We start from the raw sequence: 18,615 nt of genomic DNA on the forward strand, positions 1-18,615 counted from the left end.
ATTAGGAATACTCACAAGGTTTGATATATATATTATAAGCAGTATAATATTTTATGTTTCTATAATAGTAATATTTGTAATAGGTGTTTTTAATTATAAGAGAATAGAAGATAAAACAATAAAGTTTATAGTTAAAATATTAGGCATTATAACCATTATAATATATCCAGTTTTGATATATCAGCTTATAGTATATAGAAGAGAAGCTGCTGATATAGGCTCTATGGATATAACTTTAGTGCTATTCTATATATGGTGGAATTTGGTTATGCTTGGATATTTGTCTTGGTATTTTATAAATATAGTAAAGAGCAAGAATATTTTTAATAGTTCAAATACTAAATTAGATAATAATACTATAGATGAAACAAATAAAAATACTAATATTGAAAATGTAGAAAACTCAGTAAATTTGACTAAAAGAGAGAGGGAAATATTATCGTATCTTCTAGATGGTAAAACTAATAAAGAAGTATCATTAATACTTGATATATCTTTAAATACAGTTAATAATCATGTTGCCAATATATATGAAAAATCAGGAGTAAAAAATAGGGTAGAGCTTGTAAACAAATTTACAAAATGAAGAATAGTATATTCAAATTTTATTTACTTATGATAACTAGGACTTTGAAAAAAATAGTAAGTTTACTAACTTACTATTTTTAGAAGAGTTAGAGCTTCTCAAAACTATTATAAAATCAATCTAAAGGCATAGAATCTATAATAGAATTAGCAAGGGAGTTCAAAACTTCTTCTCTTAAGGCACCATCTTGCATATATAATTCAAGTCTTTTTTTAGCTTCGGCTATTTTTTCTTCTCTTACATCAGGAGCTTCTTTAATAATATTAACTAGTTTTTCATTTTGCAAAGCTATTCTAGATTCGTTAGAAATTTCTATTCTATCTGAACCCATTTTAGAAACTTTTTCATTATATTTAATATTAGATTTTTGTTGTATATTTGATGTGCCGCCTATTTTATCAATTGTCATAACTGACTCCTTACATAAGATTATTTTCGGCATTAGCTTCGCATACTTTAGATTTTCTATTATCAATAATAATGCAAAATTCACCTTTAGTTAGTATACTACCATCTGTAAAAAAATCAAGGATATTTTTAGCTTCTGCCCTTATAATTTGCTCAAATTGTTTAGTTAATTCTCTTCCGATAACAATATCCGTTTTTTCTCCGAATATGTTAACAATATCTTCAAGGCATTCTTTGACTCTGTAAACAGATTCATATATTACAATTATAGTTTTATGATTCAAGTACAAGTCTTTTAATTGGTTTTTTCTTTTTCCAGATTTATTAGAAAGGAAACCTACAAATAGAGTATTTCCAGAAAGTCCTGAAACAGAGAGTAGGGAAGTAAAAGCAGATATTCCTCCTATAGGCACTATTTTAATATTTTTCTCAATAGCTATTTTTATAATGCTTACACCAGGGTCGCTTATACAAGGAGTACCTGCATCGCTTATAATGGCTGCTGATTTTCCTTTTAATATTTCATCGATATATTCATTAATTCTGTATTCAGAAGAATGGCTATGATATGAGAATAATTTATTTTTTATTTTATAGAAGTTAAGAAGTTTCATAGCAACTCTTGTATCTTCAGCTAGTATGAAGTCAACATTTCTTAATATTTTTAAAGCTCTTATAGTAATGTCTTCTATATTTCCTATAGGGGTTGCTACAACATAAATAACACTGTTTTCCACTTCATTTTTATTGTTTTCATTATTGATAATTTCTTCTACAAACTCATCATCAGTTTTTATATTAGTATTTATTTCTTCATTATCATTATATTTATTGTATTTATTATTTTTGATAGTGCTTCTCCTATATTTTATTAATTTAATTATATATTAATTTTTGATTAATACAATATTAGTGTGATTAAAAATGTTTCATGTGAAACATTGATTTAAGTACATTTTTATATTAATATGGATTAATAAATTGTAAGTTTTCACGTGAAACAAATTGTATCTTTAATGTACTGCCACATAGTCTTTTATAAATTAGTAAAATTATATAATATACTGATTAAATATACTAAATATTTATATATTGTAAATTTTAATAATTATATTTGTGCTACATCAAAATTCTTTTATGGCGGTAGTAATTATGAGAACGCATGAAATACCGTTATGTAAGAGTTATCAAGCTAATAATGACAATAAGTTACAGAACATCTCTTGCAGCTTTATGCAAATAAAATTTATGTTTTATTTAGTATTATTTTATACTTGTACTTTTTGCGGCGGGAAAAAGTACAAAAATTGAAGACTTAAATATTATACTTGTTTCAAAAATCAATTTGTTAATAATAGTTTTTTAATAATGGTTGAGGCTTTGCTGCTAAGTTACATATTCGTGCCACACCCAGTTCTTTTATGACAGCTATTCATTCTCGACCTTAAGGAAGTACCATTATGTATGGTGTGGTATAAAATAACCATACACAGTATACCTAGCTCTACATACAGTAGGCATGTTAAAGAACTTCATTTATATAGCCAACATGTAAAACATTTATTGTTATAATAATTTATATTGTGTAATTTTAATATAAAATAACAAACTTATGAAATTATTTTTCAAATAGTTTTAAAACAAGTATAATTTATTAAAGTACTATTTTTCACGTGAAACAATTTTTAATCTTTAGCAATTTAATATGTTTAAATTTATTATAAAATTAATATTGTAAATTATACTAATTAGTATAAAATTATACTTATACTAAATTATAGCTTTATTATATTTATGAAAGAAATAATTAAAGAGTTTAAACAAAAAATAATTAAAAGAAAAGATATAATATTTTCTGTTATAGTATCACTTATACTGCATGTCTTTATATTCAGCTTTATTAATACTTCAATAATGCAGGATGTGTTTGCATATGAGAAGGCTAAGCAAGAAGCTGAAGAAGATACTAAAAAAGATGATTATATGTTCTTAGTAGAAACCCCTGAAGTAGAAGAGGAAGAAAGCAAAGAAGATACACCTTTTGCATCTGATAAAACTTTGAGGTCTAAAGGTCAAACTGATGTTAAACCTTCAAAAACTTTTTCAGATACCTCTGTTTTTTCATTTCTTGGGGACGGAGCTAACAGCCCTGTAGTAGAGAGAAGACCTAATCAAAACTTTAATAATAATAATACATTGCAAAATCAGAATCAGAGAAAAGAATTAGGAAGGGAAACAAGCAGAGACAATATAGAAACATATAAGCCTAAAAATCCTGGTATGAAGGGAGATACTAAAATTCCAGCTTCTTTTGAAGAGGGTGCTGATAGAGCCGTTGTATTTTCAAGTGAAACTGGAAGTATACAGCTTGGAACAAAGGCTCAGGAATATTTCTGGTATTTTTATGCTTTGGTAAGTTCTATAAGAGATTCTTGGTATCTTACTATACCTAATCAGGCACATTATTTGGGACTTATAAGAACAGATGAAGTTGAGGTTTTAATATCTATAGATGAAGAAGGTAATATACTATTTGAAAAATTTTTAAAGAAATCAGAAAACGGACAAACAAGCCTTGATAACTCATGTTCCAAAGCAATAGAGTATGCTAAAAAATTAAAACCTCCGCCTCAAGGTTTATGGAATGACTATGCTGAAAACGGTAAAATATATATTCCATTTAAATTTATATATCAAAATTTCAGCAGGGATTAATTAATTTTTTAATTTGTTCTTTATTATTTTATTTAGGAAATTATTATGAGTTTTATTGCTAATGAAAGCATATTCTTAGAAAATGAATCTTCCTCTAAAGAGTAATTATTTGATTTTTTATCCAAAAAGATTTTAGAGTTTGAACCAAGTTATAATGCTGAATTGATAAAAGAGGGATTATATAATAGGGAAGAAGATGGAAACACTGTAATATCAGATATGACAGCTATGCCGCATGCAAGATTAGAGTCTATTAAAAAAACTGTAGAGTATAATTCTGATGAAAATATTGATTTAGCTTATTCTATATTTGCTACTCTCGATGCTAATTATGAGTTTATTGATTTATTAATGTTAGTAGATCTTATTATACGAGATGAAGAGCTTCAGAAAACTATAAGAAATGCAAAAATAGGAGATGAAGAAAAAATATTATTTATGATAAAATACGTTTTAAAACCATATCGTTAATTTTATTTATTAAAAAAATTATATTAGACTTGTTTCAAAACTCAATTTTTTAATATATAGTTTTTTTATTTAATATTTTTTTAATTATAGCTCTATCTTTATAGTCATTTACAGTTCTTTTTGACTATATTGTAGGCGGGATAAATAACTGCATTTATATATATTAAATATATAACTTATACAATATATAATACATCATGTTTGTAAAAATTAAATATTTTGAAACAGATATATTATTAGATGTTTATATAAAAGTTTAATTTATAATTCATTCAATATTTTATACCTTATTTTATACATTTAAAATGTATTTTTCTATAATAATAATATTTATTATTATATAATAAATATTAATTGTATAATAAATTTAAAAAGAATGATATATTATATAAATTTTATATTAAAAAATGTATGTATTTGATGATAATATTATTGACATTATGTTTATAAATGTTATAATTAAGAACAATAAGATGATATTTTAGGAGATTAAAAAATGTCAAGATTTACTATTCCTAGAGATTTATACTATGGCGATAACGCTATGGAAGAATTAAAAAACTTACAAGGTCATAAAAAAGCAATAATTGTTACTGGTGGCTCTTCTATGAAAAGAGGAGGCTTCCTTGACAAATGCGAAAAGATATTAAAAGAAGCTGGTTTGGAAGTGAAAATTTTTGACGGTGTTGAACCAGACCCTTCTATAGAAACAGTTTATAAAGGTGCTGAGGCTATGAGAGAGTTTAACCCAGATTTGATAGTAGCTTTAGGTGGAGGTTCTGCTCTTGATGCTGCTAAAGCTATGTGGGTTTTCTATGAATATCCAGAGAAAAAATTTGATGATATTAAGACTCCTTTTACTATGCCTAAACTTAGAAAAAAAGCTATATTTGCAGCCATACCTTCTACAAGCGGTACTGCTTCAGAAGTTACAGCTTTTTCAGTTATAACTGACTACTCTACAAACATAAAATATCCATTAGCAGACTTTGAAATTACTCCAGATATTGCTATACTTGATTATTCAATACCTATGACAATGCCAGAGACAGTTTCTGCGGATACTGGTATGGACGCACTTACTCACTCTATAGAAGCATATGTTGCATCACTTAGAACTGATATAACAGATGCTTTGGCTATGAAAGCTATTTACATGATAGTACATAATATAGAAAAAGCAGTTAAAGGTGATAAAGAAGGAAGAGCAAAACTTCATGTTGCCCAATGTTTAGCTGGTATGGCTTTCTCAAATGCTTTACTTGGTATAGTTCATAGTTTGGCCCATAAAACAGGTGCAGAATTCCACATCACACATGGAAGATGCAATGCTATACTTCTTCCTTATGTTATAGAGTACAATTCAAAAGTTTGTGCTGACAGATTTGCTGATATAGCTAGAATGCTTAAACTTTCTGGTAATACTGATGTTGAACTTACAGCTTCATTAGTTAAAAAGGTAAAAGAGTTAAATGCTAAATTAGGCATTAAACAAACTTATAAAGAAAATGGAGTAACAGATGAACACTTCAAACAAAAATGCGACAGTATAGCTAAAAATGCTGTAACTGATCCTTGTACTGGTTCTAACCCAAGAGAAACAGATGAAGCTAATATGAAAAAAGTATTAGAAGCAGCTTATTATGGAAACGATGTTAACTTTTAATTAATATATTCTAATCATAGTTTTCCCCAAGTATTATTTATGTAATGCTTGGGGTTTTTTATATAGGAATAAATACTTTTTTGCATATAAGTACACTTTAGTTCCTTGACAATTTTGTTAATATAGGTATACTATAATTATATATACTTATATTTTTTATTATATTTGTATATATGTTTTTTGCCGATATCAATATAATTAGGATATCTTTTTATGAAGAAAAGAGGCGAGGTAAACATAGCTATAGCTAATTATCTGTATAACAATTTTAACTTTGTATCAGACCATATTGCTATTAATATAAATAACAATGATTTAAGGCATATAATAATATCGAGGTGGTATTACGGAGTTTATCTAATAGCTAAAAATTATTTGACAAATAATTTAATATGTACTGATAGGTTTTAATGCCTCATATCAAAAAATAAAATCAGAAAATAGTTCTATACAATTTAATTTTGGCATACAGCTAAAACTTTTACAAAAAGATGATAACGATAATGAAATAAATATTGGCGTTATTCAGGCATATGTAATTGGTTTATTTGATTATGAAAATGAATTAGATGAAAAATTATTCCCAAATTTAGCTTCTATATTATATTCATATTTAAGACCAATAGTAGCTCAGATTTCTGTTATGGCAAAACTTCCTCCTATAGATTTACCTATTTTGAATTTAAGTAAGATAAAAGTAGATGAGATTATAGTGAAATAATATCTATTTTATTTATATAATAAGTTCCCAAGTGTTATTATATAATGCTTGGGGTTTTTTATTTTAAAATATGTAAACAATTTCATAATGTATATTTGATTTAAATTTTATAGCGTTGTATAATAGTAAACATAATAATTTTGTATTAAATTTAAGGGGTAGTAATATGAATTTTAATTTTTATATGCCTAGCAGGGTAATATTTGGAAGCGGTTCTTTATCCAAACTTCATCAGCAAAAATTACCCGGTAAAAAAGCATTGATAGTAACAGGCGGAACTTCTATAAAAAAATACGGATATTTAAAAAGATTGGAAGAAGAATTAGATAAAGCAAATGTTAATTATGTTTTATTTGATAAAATACTTCCTAATCCTATAAAAGACCATGTTATGGAAGGAGCTTCTTTAGCAAAAAAAGAAAACTGTGATTTTATTATAGGAATAGGCGGCGGAAGCAGTATAGACTCTTCTAAATCTATAGCTATAATGGCTGCAAATGAAGGCGATTATTGGGATTATATATTCGGCGGTACTGGTAAAGGAAAAGCTATACCTAATGATCCTCTTCCAGTAGTAGCTATAACTACAACTGCAGGTACTGGAACAGAAGCCGATCCTTGGACTGTTATCACAAATGGAAATGAAAAAATAGGTTTCGGTTATGATAAAAGTTATCCTTATCTTTCTATAGTAGACCCAGAACTTATGAAAACTGTTCCTCCAAAACTTACAGCATATCAGGGTTTTGATGCCTTATTTCATAGTACAGAAGGATATCTTAATAAAATGGCTAGCGAGATGAGCGATTTATTTGCTTTGAAAGCTATGGAGCTTATAGGTAAGAGTTTGGCTAATGCCGTTAAAGACGGAAACAATATGCAGGCTAGAGAAGATGTTGCAATGGCAAATACTTTATCTGGAATAGTTGAAAGTGTATCAAGCTGCACAGTAGAACACTCTATTGAACATGCTATGAGTGCTTATTATCCTAAACTTGAACATGGTGCAGGACTTATCATTATAAGCAAAGAATATTATACATCTATAGCTAATGCTAAAGTACGCGATGAGAAAATGATAAATATGGCTAGAGCTTTGGGTAAGAAAGATGCAAGCAAACCAATGGATTTTGTGGATGCATTAGTTGATTTACAAAAAGCATGCGGAGTTGATAATTTGAAACTTTCAGATTATGATATGAAAAAAGAAGATTTGCCTGCTATAGCTAAAAATGCCAGATTTGCTATGGGAGGTTTATTTGAATGCGATCCTCATAATTTTACAGATGATGAAGTATTGAGCATATTAGAAAAATCATATAAGTAATATTATATAATTTTCCGATAAAAAGCTGCAGTATATTTTTATTGCGGCTTTTATTTTATTAAAACTTTTTAGTATTAATATATGTCTTATATTTATAATATTTTTTATAAAAATAAATTGAAATATTGAAAAAATTTGTTAAATTATATAATTTCTGTATCAAAAATTTTAATTAATTGTTACTATTAATATAATAACATTTATTTGAAAATGAATTTGTATTTTTGGAGAAGAGTTATAATATATGAAGAAAATAAATAGTTTAGCATTTAGAATGCCTTTTGTTATATGTTTGATAGTAGTTGTAATAATAGTAGTTATGTTGATATCTTCAATAAGAATAGCCAGTTCTGGTATTAGTTCAAGTAAATTGGGGGGATTCAACAGTACTATAGCAGGATATGCTTCTGTTTTAGATACTTGGTTTGGGCTTGAAAGTTCTTTAATAAATACATATTCTGTAACTCCTGTAGTTGTAAGATATTTAGAAGGCAATGAAGCTACACCTTCAGAATTACTATTAAGTACAATAAAGAATTTTAAGAGTAATAATTTATATATAATCAATATTGGTGTTGCTGATATGAATGGACGCATAGTTTCAGATTCTGTATCATCTTCACTAGTAGGAAGAAATTTGAGTGATTATATTCCAGCTGCTTGGTCTAAAGTTTCGTCTAATAATGATAGTATTGTATATGGAGATAAATTGATACAATCTGACATTACAGAAAAATGGGCTATGCCTGCTATTAAACTTGTTAAAGGCAGTAATAATCAAAATGTAGGATATATATATGTACTTTTAGATTGGGCTGTACTTCATCAGACACATTTTTCTAATATAGATTTAGGTAAAACAGGCGGACTTTTTATAACGAGTGAAGACCTTTATAATATAATGGATTCCAAATATGAAAATATAGCAGTGATGCAGATAAATCCTATATACAAACAGGCATTTAGCGGTGCTGGAAGCGGTATAATTAGTTATGATGTAGAAGGGCAAAAAAGAACAGCTGCATATTATAAAATGAAGAGCAGACCTTGGATTATAGCACTTGCTATGATGGATTATGAAATATACGAACAAAATGCCAAATTGATAATCGCAAGTATTATAATAGGAATTATATCTATTATAGTAGTTGCTGTATTTGTAAGTATATTTATATCTACTATCACTAAACCTCTTGAGATAGTTGTAGAAGAAGCTGAAGAGATAGAGAGAGGTGATTTAAGCAATATTAAGCAGCGTATAAAACCTAGGAAAGATGAGATAGGTGCTTTATCAAGGTCTTTTTTAAGTATGCGTAAGAAACTTGCAGAAACAATTACAGAAGTTAATACAGCTTCAAATAATATAGTAAAAGCAGCTCAGGAATTGGCACAGGGAAATGCGGATCTTTCAAGAAGAACAGAATCACAGGCGGCAAGCCTAGAGGAAACAGCTTCATCTATGGAGGAGATGGCCTCTACAATAAAATCTTCCACCGATCATGCTGTTGCTGGTAATGATATGATGGTTACTTCTAAAGAGGCCGTAGAGAGTGCTGGAAAAATTATTGCAGAAACTACTCTTAACATAGAAGAAGTTTATGAGGCAAGTGAAAAAATAAGAAACATTACTAAAATAATAGAAGATATAGCATTTCAAACAAATATACTCGCATTAAATGCAGCAGTAGAAGCAGCACGTGCAGGAGATCAGGGTAAAGGTTTTGCTGTTGTAGCAAGTGAGGTAAGAAACTTAGCTCAAACTACTCAGTCATCTGTTAAAGATATTACTGCTTTAGTTGACAATACCAATGAAAAGATTAACAAAGCTACAGAAACGGCACGTCAGTCGCAGGATATATTTATGGATATTCAAGAAAAGATAGACAATACAGCTAAGATAATGCAGGATATTAGTGCTACTGCTATGGAGCAGCAGGTTGGTGTTGATCAGGTTAATAGAGCCGTTGCTGAAATGGATACTGTCACTCAGCATAATGCTTCTTTGGTACAAGAAAGTACTTATACTTCAGAATCATTACTTGAACAAGCACATGCTCTTAAAGATACTGTTAGCTTCTTTAAATTAAGTGCAGCTGATTTAGCAAAAGAGAAATCAGTAAAAACTGCTAAAGCAGGAAGTACAGAAACTAAAAAAGAAAAATTTGATGATAGCATTAAACCTGTTAAAAATTTAGAGAATAAAGAATTAAAAAAAGATATAAAAAAATCAGAAGTTAAAAAAGAAGCCGCTAAAAAAGAAGAGTTTAAATCTAAAAATACAGAATTAAAAGTACCGCCTTCTGTAGCAAAAGCAAGAGAGCTTGAAAGTAAAAATACTAACTCTCCTACAGTTAGAAATGATGAATTTGGTGTTACCTATTCTTCTACTTCAAATGAGATGACAGATGACGGTTTTGCTTCTTTTTAATTGATTAAAATAATTAAAAGGCATCGGGTATTAATACTCGGTGCTTTTTTATTTTTAACTTTTTTCTAATTCCCGCCCATTTATATTTAAAAGTTTTATTTTTTTAATATGTTTTTATTAAATCTATAGGTTTATATTTCTTAATGTGCACCCGCCCAAGCAGTATTTAAATTTGCACTTTTAATCACGCACGTAGAACATATTTTTTTAATATAACTTAATCTATAATTTTAATTTATTTTATATATAAGAATCGATTAAACGTGCGTTGAAAAATATTGTAAATTTAAAAAACACTTGGGTGGGCAGCCAGAATAACAGTTAAAGTAAAGATATAAAAATAAGCTATAAATAACAAATAGAATTAAAGAATTTATAGGGTGGGAGTGAGAAAAAATTTTTAAACTTTAATTTAATCCCGCCATTTTAGATTTTAAACACTTTATTTTATTAATTTGATTTAATTAAATCTATAAGCCTGTACTTCAAAAAGTGCACCCACCCAAAGCGTAATTTAATTTTGCACTTTTTTATACTTAATTATAATCATAGAAATTCTTATATACTTATAATAACTTATATTTTTTATTAATAATATATTGATATAAGTATATTTTAGGAGTTTTTATTTATGTCTTTTAATTTTCAGTTAATTGTAAGGGATAAGTATTCAGAAGATATTTTTGATATTATAAGCGAAGCCCAAAGTATAAAAGCTGATGATATAAAAACGGACTATAAAACATCAGACGGAAACAGAGCCTATTCTATAAAAACAGGGATAGGCAGTATTTCAAGTGGCAGAAGTTTTAATATAAGTATACCAATTTATGAATATAAAAATGATTTAGGTACTTGGGTTAAAATAGAGGATCAATATGCTAAATATACAAGTATGATACTATCAAGCAATATTAAAAGATATTTTATAAGGACTATTTTTGAAGATGAGATTTATGAGGCAGAATATATTATTAAATCTGTAGGCGGATATAATATTAAGTATATAAATAATTTGGGAGTAGTAGACATTGCACTTGAGGCATTGGATAAAGTATTTTTAAGACAAAAAGAAGAGGAGTATGAGATTTCCGTTACAGAGGATAATAAGCAGGATATTAATTATAAGTCATTAAGTTTAGTTCCAGTTCCTTTATGTTTTAATTTGGAGTTTATAGTTGTTGGAGGAGTTTTAGAGTTTTTATTTGCTAATAGAGATAATTTCGGCATACAGTGTTATGCAGAATTAAGAAACGGAGTTTATAATATAGACTTTGACGGAGAGAGACTAAATATAAATGGTGTTGCTTATAATTATAAAGGTATTCAGCCTGAACTTAATGTTGGAAATAATGTTTTTTATTTAGAAACTAATCAGACATGCATTAAAGCTTTAGTAAGATATAAGAGAGGTATTTTAATATAATGAGAAAAATGCCTTATCATTTTTTAAGAAATAAAATATATAAACTTCCTCCTAGTCCTTATGTAGGTTTTGAAGAGTTCGGCAACTATATAAAGATTAATGATAATATATATGCAGAGAATGCTTATAATAGTTACTTAAGCTATGAGTTTATAGTTAATAAAAGAGGAGGCGATACTAGCAAAGTAAGTTTCAGTATGCCTTTAAATTATTTTAGTATTAATGATAAAGTAGAATATTATCTTAACGGAAAAAAAAGATTTGCAGGATATATTGAAAGCATAGATAATGCAGGACTTAATTTGAGTATTATACCTATATGGGGAAAACTTCTTTATCAGTATATACAGGGTGATTTGATATTAGAGTCTACTAAAGGAGCATTGGATATAGTTTTATCATTAAGAGAAAAGATTGAAGAGATGGGCATAATATTTGATGAAAAAAATATTGCTCTTAATAATGATAAAAAAATAACAATGTCTTTCAGCGGAAAAAATATTTCGGATATACTTGATGAGGTTGAAGAGAGTATGTCTGATACTTGGTGCTGGGGAGTAAATTTTGACGGGTATTTTTATTTTAAAGAGTTTTCTGATATACCAAGCAGAAAATTAAATTGGCATAATAACGATTTTTCAGAGAGTGATTATGAAGAGGATTCTGCCGATTTGGTAAGCCGTTATATTATAAAGATGAAAGACACCATTACAGATGATGAAGGAATTGAAAAAGAAGTATACAGAACTCTTCCAAAAATAGTAGGTGCTGATGAACTTTATCCTGCCATCCCTTTGGAAAATGAAATAGGTATAAAGACGGATATATTTGAGATAGAATACAAATTAGAGAATTATGATTTAGCTTATGAGTTTGCCTATAAGTTTTTAACTAGTCAATCAAAAAAAGAGACCGTAAAAATAAAAGGACTAAACAGTAAAAATAATGATTTGAATATTAATGAATGCGTAGAGTGCATATTAAAACCTACTAATAACTTTTATCAGATTATAGATTTTAATGATTTTACAATAGCAGAAAGCTCATTAAATGAAGTTTATTCATCGGATATAATAGATATTGATGAGAGTATAGAATACAGAAAATATCCTAATTATAAACAGCAGCAGTCAGTAACACTCACAGATATAGACAGATACTATAAAGAGATTTGTAACCAAAGTTATAATATTACAAAGATAGTAATATTTTTCTCAAACGGAATTGAAGGAGAAGAGAATAAAAATATTTCAGCAGTGTTTCAAATAGAAGATAAAAATCATTTTCAAAGAAAGTATTTTCAAAATGGTTTTGGAGTATTTGATGTAAGAGGCTATGATAAAAGAGATATAATAATAACTTCAGAGAGGGGCAATATACTTTATGAAAAGTTTATTTGTTTTTTTGATGTTGCTTCAAGAATTACAGATATGAATATACGTACTATTGATTATAAATTTGAAAATAATGCTCTTAATATAGATTTGGAATTATCAAAGATGAATATAAAACTCACAAATTATTTATATAATCAGGAAGAGAAAAGAAAGAATCTTGAAAAACTTTTAAGCTGTGGTGATTATTAAGCTAACATTGAAGCAATAAGTTTAAATGAATAAGTTTCAATAATAGGAGTAAATATTTATGATATCAAGCACTAAAGGAACTATATTAAATTATTTTGGACTTGCAAATACATACAATCCATTTACAGATGAAAACTCTCTTTATACAGCAGAAAATCTATATTTTGAAATACCAAATGATGAGCCTTTTGAGAATGCAGGATATACCTCAGTATCAACAGGGCTTTTAACTAATTCTCTTGCTTTTCTTAATGACTGTACATTTGAAATATATGATGATAATACAAAAATAGCTGATTTGGTTAATGTTATAGGAGAGATAGCAAATAATAAATATATGCCTCAAGAGGGACAGATATTTTGGTTTAATAAAGACTCTCTAAGAGGAACTTATTTTTTAAATAGTATTTATAAAGGGAAAAAACTAAAGATAGTGAGAGGGCGTTTTATAACTACTTCAATAACTTCAGGTGTTCTCAATGATATTTTTGAAAGGACAGTTGGTGTTCCTTCATATATAGAGGAGATTAATAGTATGATAGAGAGTATAAAAAATAATTCTGCTTTTATAATAAAAGAAACTATAACAAAAACAGGAACTGGTACACAGGAGTGGGCATTAACTTGGAGAGATGATTTAGAGTATTTGCAAGTATCAGGTTATATAGGCGGAAGTAATTATACAGGTGAGTTTGGACTTTATAATAGTTTTAGTAATGATAAAGCACCATTTATAGGCTGGCTGTCAAAAAATTATTATGGTGGCGAGTTTGAACAAAATGTGGGATTATATCAGGCTGGGCTTCCTAATTTAAAATGGTTTCCTATATTGGGCAGTAAACCAGTATTAGGAATGAAAAATAATACTGATAATACTATAACTGCTCATTTATATTTTTTGGTAAGGTATAAAAATTGATTTTTTTGTTTGAATAAGATTATAAAAAATTAAATTTTTCAATTATTATATTTAAAATTTATATTTGCAGCAATTCTTTTTTATTCTATTAATTAATAGTATATTCAAAAATATTTTCTAATAATATTAATAGTCTTAAATAAAATATAGTAAAAAAATAATAAATAAAAAAATGAAGGAAGTATTATAAATGAAGCTTAATGAAAATAATATACAAGCTCCTTTTCAATATAAAATAAGCGATAAAACTTTTGAGCTTAAAACAGTTTCGGGAGGATTTTTACTTAATGCTGATAATGTACAGATAAAAGTTTTTTCTGGAGAGAGGCTTTTTTGTGCGGATATTGGTTATGCTGTTGATGGGGCAGTTGAAGAAATGGAGTTTTTAATAGACAGTATAAAAGTTTATCCTCAAGTTTTAGAAAGTCTTGAAGATTTACAAACTGTAGAAGTTAAAGACAATGAAGTATATTTGATAAGAAATGAACTTGATTTTAAGAGTATAGTTTTCTTTCCGCCAATTGATTTAAATAAAAAATTTGATTTTACAGTAACAACTTATAGTAGCACTTTTTCAGCATTTATGTTTGATGAGATAGCTAAAAAGTTAAACACTCTTGATATTAATTATCCTATAAAAAATTATTATGAAAGTACTGATTATAAAGCTAATGACATAATAAAATATAAAGGCTATCTATACAGAGTTTTTAAAGATTTTACAGGCGACAGTACAGACTATTATATAAAAAACAACTGCAGCTTGATAACTCCTTTTAAGAAATTAGAACTTGATAATAGCTATAAAGCTAATGAATTAATAGAGTATAATAATAATTTTTTTATAGTTCAAGAGGATTTTTTATATAATCAGTCAAGCGGAGTATTAACTAATTTAAATGGATTATTAAAACCATTACAGGATATGATTATTTGGTTTGACGGAATAACTAAAATATATAAAAATCAAATAGTTATAAAAGATAATATTTTGTATAAAGTGTTTGAAGATATAGAAAATCCTATTTGGGACAGTATACAAGAAAAAATAGAAACATTGATAAAAGCAGATAATACTTTTTATGATGATGCTAATTCAGGTTTTGGAAATAATACTAATACAGTTCAAAAGGCAATAGAGAAATTAAAATCAGGTAAGCAGGATAGTTTAATAGCAGGAAATAATATTGATTTAAATGGAAATAAAATCAGTGTAAATGGCGGAGTAAATAAAGAGTACATAACAGGAACTTTATACTTTATAAATGATTTAATTATTAATAATGAAAAGATATATAAAGTAAATGAAGACTTTACTTCTTCAAATTGGAATACGGATATAAGCAAATGCTCTTTAATAAGTACAGGTGAAGGAAGCGGGTCAAGTGAAGCAATAGATGTAAGTTTTGATAATACCAACGCACAGTTACAGCAATTAGCAGGTTATGATTTTCCAAAGTTTAAAGAGATTATATCTGATAATACTATTATATATGGCAATGACGGAAGAGATTATACTATAGAAGGGAGTATACATAAAGAAAATAATGATTATTATATAACTATTAATGATGTTCAAACTCTTCCAATAAATAATGGTATAGGTGTTATTAGTATATTTTCTACTAAAGATACGAATAAAGACTATTATTTATTAGCTCAGTTTTTTGAATTATCGTATTTTAAAACTTCAAGTTTTGAAACTGATTTTTTGTATGAAGCAGAAGAAGGGGAGATAATAGTAAAAAACCAAGATGGAGAAATAATACCTAATAAGCAATTTAAATTTGCTGTTTTTTCAGGCGGTATGATAATAAAAACAATAGATGACAGTTCTCTAATAATTAATGGAAAATATCCAACTTATGTATCTTTAAATATAAAAAACAGATTATTAAGAAATATAGATAGATATTTATTTGGTTATAGTTTTGCTTTTATGTCTTCACAGACAATAACAGATTTTTATCATTTTGAATTATTAGAAAATAATGGAGAGGTTAAATTTGTAGGTTCATATACTTTAAAAGAAGGAGCTGGAAATAGCATTTGTTTTTATAGTCCTATTATAGAGAATTATTTTAATGTATCATCTGGGACAGTCAATATACAAAATACAAATGGTATAACTTCAAGCAATGGTAAGCCTATTAAGTTTGGAATATATAAAAGCAGTAATGATGAAGTTTCTAGTGGAATACCTCCTTATATTTTATTTATAAGTTATCAAGATGACAGTACTATACAAGTTGGAGATACTATTACCTTTAATCTTACCCCAGATAAAAACTCTACACTTGAACCAGTTTATAGAGGAGTTGATAATGTTCAGCAGGCTATAGAGGCAATAGTTAGGCGTTTAGCTATACTTGAAAATTAAGGAGTTTATATGATAACTAAAGAACAAATAATAAAAATAGGCATTAATGAAAAATGGTTAGCGCCTTTGAACAATGCTTTTGAAAAATATGATATTACAGACACCGAAGGCGGACAGTCGTCTAAGAACGAAGTTTCTATGTTTTTAGCTCAGACTACTCATGAAAGCAATAATTATAAAAGGCTTGAAGAGAGTTTTAATTATAAGCCAGAACGTTTATTTGAAGTATTTAAAAAAAGAGTTGGAAGTTTGGATAAAGCTAAAGAGTTATGCTCTAAAGGTGCCAAAGCTATAGGAGACTTTGTTTATGGCGGAAGATTAGGAAATAGTCAAGATGAAGGATACAAATACAGAGGCAGAGGAATAATTCAGCTTACTGGAAAAAATAATTATAAATATTATGGGGAAAAATTAAATATTGATTTGGTAAACACTCCAGACTTAGCAAAAGAACCTGATACTGCGATAGAAATAGCTTTGCTTTTTTGGAAGGAAAAAGGCTTAGGGTTATTAGCACGCAAAGGAGATGTGAAAGGAGTTACCAAACTTATTAACGGTGGCTACAACGGACTTGAAGACAGACAAAAGAGATTTGATAGCATTCTAAAAATATTATTATGATTTTTTTTATTATTTTAAGAATATAAAGGAGATAGTATATGCCAAGAATAAGTGCAAGTGCCGTTTTTGATAAGAGGCTTAGCAGGGTTGAAAATAAAATAGGTATTAATGAGGATGGTACTTTAAATGGAAACGGATTTATAAATACTATAAATGAAATTAAAGAACAGCTTAAAAGTCATGAAATATATTTAAATAATATTACATCAGATATGATTAAAATAGATCATAGATTAGAAAAATTAGAAACTTTGGTCAAAGAAACAAATAAAGAAAGAGTAAGTTTAATTTATGAAAGTAATGAAGAGCAGAAAAGAATTATTGAAGATATAAAAGATATTAAAAAACATTTAGATGACAGTGTTACAGGTACTAAAATATTAAAATACATGAAAATATTAATTACAATAGCAGGTACTATTACCGCTTTGGGAAGTATTATAACAGCATTATATTTTTTTACTAATAAGTTTATGGGGTAACAATGAGCATATTTAATTTTACAGACAAGCATAATGCCAATAAAAAACTTTCTATATATACAAGCATAATAAGTTTTTTACTAGGCTGCATATGGGTATTTGTTAATCTTATTTGGCGAGGTAGAACTGTTACCAAAGAAGAGGCAATAGCAGTTGTGATAATTTTACTAGGGCTTAATGCTGTGAGTTTCGGCAGCGATTTGAGGGGCTTTTTGAAGATACTTAGAAATGATAAAAAGAGTAAAGAAGATAGTAAATAAATATTTAAGGAAATTATTATGTATATAACTGTATTGATTAATATACTTAAGTCAAAGTATTTTTATATGGCTTTGATACTAATTGCTTTGTTTGTATATGTATCTTCTTTAAATATCAAATTAAATATAAAAAACAAAGAGATAGGCGAATTAAATAATGAAATATATAAATTGGAATATTCTAATAAATTCTTAAGTAAAGATAATGATTTTAGGAAAAAGCAGATTAATATATCAGAAACTTTTTCAAAAAGTGATGAATATATAAATCTTATAGAAGAGAGAAAATTGAGTGATGATACTATCAAATCATTCAATAGTATTGTAAGTAATTATTATAGAAGTTTTGAGTGAGTATGAAAGAAATTAGATTTTTATTATTATTAATATTTTTAGTAAGCTGTTCTAGTGTGAAATATGTGACTGTTCCTATGTCTAATCCGCCAGAAATATATAAGCCTAATATTATAAAAACTGAAAAAGATTTTTTATATGAATATAAACGCTCTTTAATGAAAATAAGCGAATGGCAGAATTGGTATAATATACAAACTAATAAATAATTCTTTTCTTTTTTCTAAACTCTGCTGCTTTATTTTTATATTGTAAATATATCATA

General features: G+C 27.3%; 17 protein-coding genes and 1 pseudogene. 16 read left to right on the forward strand and 2 right to left on the reverse strand.

Annotated features, from left to right (window positions below; all coding sequences use genetic code 11):
- A partial coding sequence (locus KQ44_RS15480; protein ID WP_276307045.1) for a helix-turn-helix transcriptional regulator occupies window positions 1-586 on the forward strand: 586 nt, incomplete at its 5' end.
- A 115-nt stretch (window positions 587-701) separates the two neighbouring features.
- Here KQ44_RS15480 and KQ44_RS11435 read toward each other — a convergent pair.
- Entirely contained in the window at window positions 702-995 is a 294-nt protein-coding gene (locus tag KQ44_RS11435; RefSeq protein WP_013113897.1) for a flagellar biosynthesis anti-sigma factor FlgM, read from the reverse strand.
- 10 nt (window positions 996-1,005) lie between these two features.
- Window positions 1,006-1,731 carry a 16S rRNA (cytidine(1402)-2'-O)-methyltransferase gene (rsmI, locus tag KQ44_RS11440; RefSeq protein WP_205676569.1) on the reverse strand — a complete coding sequence of 242 codons (726 nt, stop codon included), beginning with the start codon at window positions 1,729-1,731 and terminating at the stop codon, window positions 1,006-1,008.
- A 1,057-nt stretch (window positions 1,732-2,788) separates the two neighbouring features.
- Between rsmI and KQ44_RS11445 the strand changes: the two genes are divergently transcribed.
- The 15 genes and pseudogenes from KQ44_RS11445 to KQ44_RS11515 all read left to right on the forward strand — a co-directional run bounded on the left by KQ44_RS11445 (window position 2,789) and on the right by KQ44_RS11515 (window position 18,559).
- The gene (locus tag KQ44_RS11445; RefSeq protein ID WP_096737516.1) at window positions 2,789-3,709 is read left to right on the forward strand and encodes a TonB C-terminal domain-containing protein; all 921 of its coding nucleotides are present in this window, start codon (window positions 2,789-2,791) and stop codon (window positions 3,707-3,709) included.
- 120 nt (window positions 3,710-3,829) lie between these two features.
- Window positions 3,830-4,180 (forward strand): annotated as a pseudogene (locus KQ44_RS11450) (PTS sugar transporter subunit IIA); the annotation flags it as partial.
- 496 nt (window positions 4,181-4,676) lie between these two features.
- Window positions 4,677-5,846, forward strand: coding sequence for an iron-containing alcohol dehydrogenase (locus KQ44_RS11455; protein ID WP_096737517.1), 1,170 nt, complete (start codon window positions 4,677-4,679; stop codon window positions 5,844-5,846).
- A gap of 213 nt (window positions 5,847-6,059) precedes the next feature.
- Complete coding sequence (locus tag KQ44_RS11460) at window positions 6,060-6,257, forward strand: hypothetical protein (RefSeq protein ID WP_096737518.1); 198 nt, start codon at window positions 6,060-6,062, stop codon at window positions 6,255-6,257.
- A 476-nt stretch (window positions 6,258-6,733) separates the two neighbouring features.
- On the forward strand, window positions 6,734-7,894 hold the full coding sequence (locus KQ44_RS11465) for an iron-containing alcohol dehydrogenase (protein WP_096737519.1): 1,161 nt from the start codon (window positions 6,734-6,736) through the stop codon (window positions 7,892-7,894).
- A gap of 244 nt (window positions 7,895-8,138) precedes the next feature.
- The gene (locus tag KQ44_RS11470) at window positions 8,139-10,322 is read left to right on the forward strand and encodes a methyl-accepting chemotaxis protein (RefSeq protein ID WP_096737520.1); all 2,184 of its coding nucleotides are present in this window, start codon (window positions 8,139-8,141) and stop codon (window positions 10,320-10,322) included.
- Window positions 10,323-10,953: 631 nt separating this feature from the next.
- Window positions 10,954-11,748 (forward strand): hypothetical protein, encoded by a 795-nt coding sequence (locus tag KQ44_RS11475; RefSeq protein WP_096737521.1) that lies wholly within the window; start codon window positions 10,954-10,956, stop codon window positions 11,746-11,748.
- An 8-nt stretch (window positions 11,749-11,756) separates the two neighbouring features.
- Complete coding sequence (locus tag KQ44_RS11480) at window positions 11,757-13,334, forward strand: hypothetical protein (RefSeq protein WP_240516676.1); 1,578 nt, start codon at window positions 11,757-11,759, stop codon at window positions 13,332-13,334.
- A 58-nt stretch (window positions 13,335-13,392) separates the two neighbouring features.
- Window positions 13,393-14,253, forward strand: coding sequence for a phage tail protein (locus tag KQ44_RS11485; protein ID WP_096737523.1), 861 nt, complete (start codon window positions 13,393-13,395; stop codon window positions 14,251-14,253).
- A 190-nt stretch (window positions 14,254-14,443) separates the two neighbouring features.
- Window positions 14,444-16,633, forward strand: a complete 2,190-nt coding sequence (locus KQ44_RS11490) for a phage tail protein (RefSeq protein WP_096737524.1) — start codon at window positions 14,444-14,446, stop codon at window positions 16,631-16,633.
- A 9-nt stretch (window positions 16,634-16,642) separates the two neighbouring features.
- Window positions 16,643-17,254: a glycoside hydrolase family 19 protein gene (locus KQ44_RS11495; protein WP_096737525.1), complete on the forward strand. Its 612-nt coding sequence runs from the start codon at window positions 16,643-16,645 to the stop codon at window positions 17,252-17,254.
- 38 nt (window positions 17,255-17,292) lie between these two features.
- On the forward strand, window positions 17,293-17,736 hold the full coding sequence (locus tag KQ44_RS11500) for a hypothetical protein (protein WP_096737526.1): 444 nt from the start codon (window positions 17,293-17,295) through the stop codon (window positions 17,734-17,736).
- Between the two features lie 2 nt (window positions 17,737-17,738).
- Window positions 17,739-17,996, forward strand: a complete 258-nt coding sequence (locus KQ44_RS11505; RefSeq protein WP_096737527.1) for an endonuclease — start codon at window positions 17,739-17,741, stop codon at window positions 17,994-17,996.
- An 18-nt stretch (window positions 17,997-18,014) separates the two neighbouring features.
- Window positions 18,015-18,350, forward strand: a complete 336-nt coding sequence (locus KQ44_RS11510) for a hypothetical protein (protein ID WP_096737528.1) — start codon at window positions 18,015-18,017, stop codon at window positions 18,348-18,350.
- A gap of 2 nt (window positions 18,351-18,352) precedes the next feature.
- Window positions 18,353-18,559, forward strand: a complete 207-nt coding sequence (locus tag KQ44_RS11515; protein ID WP_096737529.1) for a hypothetical protein — start codon at window positions 18,353-18,355, stop codon at window positions 18,557-18,559.
- Window positions 18,560-18,615 lie beyond the last annotated feature (56 nt).

The organism is Brachyspira sp. G79 (genome assembly GCF_002379365.1).
In the GTDB taxonomy this organism is placed as follows: domain Bacteria; phylum Spirochaetota; class Brachyspiria; order Brachyspirales; family Brachyspiraceae; genus Brachyspira.

Excerpts from the sequence above, each read along its gene's own strand:
- KQ44_RS11500 (WP_096737526.1), top strand. The coding sequence starts at position 17,293 with ATGCCAAGAATAAGTGCAAGTGCCGTTTTTGATAAGAGGCTTAGCAGG.
- KQ44_RS11445 (WP_096737516.1), top strand. The coding sequence starts at position 2,789 with ATGAAAGAAATAATTAAAGAGTTTAAACAAAAAATAATTAAAAGAAAA.
- KQ44_RS11505 (WP_096737527.1), top strand. The coding sequence starts at position 17,739 with ATGAGCATATTTAATTTTACAGACAAGCATAATGCCAATAAAAAACTT.
- KQ44_RS11455 (WP_096737517.1), top strand. The coding sequence starts at position 4,677 with ATGTCAAGATTTACTATTCCTAGAGATTTATACTATGGCGATAACGCT.
- KQ44_RS11460 (WP_096737518.1), top strand. The coding sequence starts at position 6,060 with ATGAAGAAAAGAGGCGAGGTAAACATAGCTATAGCTAATTATCTGTAT.
- KQ44_RS11465 (WP_096737519.1), top strand. The coding sequence starts at position 6,734 with ATGAATTTTAATTTTTATATGCCTAGCAGGGTAATATTTGGAAGCGGT.
- KQ44_RS11495 (WP_096737525.1), top strand. The coding sequence starts at position 16,643 with ATGATAACTAAAGAACAAATAATAAAAATAGGCATTAATGAAAAATGG.
- KQ44_RS11490 (WP_096737524.1), top strand. The coding sequence starts at position 14,444 with ATGAAGCTTAATGAAAATAATATACAAGCTCCTTTTCAATATAAAATA.
- KQ44_RS11480 (WP_240516676.1), top strand. The coding sequence starts at position 11,757 with ATGCCTTATCATTTTTTAAGAAATAAAATATATAAACTTCCTCCTAGT.
- KQ44_RS11470 (WP_096737520.1), top strand. The coding sequence starts at position 8,139 with ATGAAGAAAATAAATAGTTTAGCATTTAGAATGCCTTTTGTTATATGT.
- KQ44_RS11515 (WP_096737529.1), top strand. The coding sequence starts at position 18,353 with ATGAAAGAAATTAGATTTTTATTATTATTAATATTTTTAGTAAGCTGT.
- KQ44_RS11435 (WP_013113897.1), bottom strand. The coding sequence starts at position 995 with ATGACAATTGATAAAATAGGCGGCACATCAAATATACAACAAAAATCT.
- KQ44_RS11475 (WP_096737521.1), top strand. The coding sequence starts at position 10,954 with ATGTCTTTTAATTTTCAGTTAATTGTAAGGGATAAGTATTCAGAAGAT.
- KQ44_RS11485 (WP_096737523.1), top strand. The coding sequence starts at position 13,393 with ATGATATCAAGCACTAAAGGAACTATATTAAATTATTTTGGACTTGCA.
- KQ44_RS11510 (WP_096737528.1), top strand. The coding sequence starts at position 18,015 with ATGTATATAACTGTATTGATTAATATACTTAAGTCAAAGTATTTTTAT.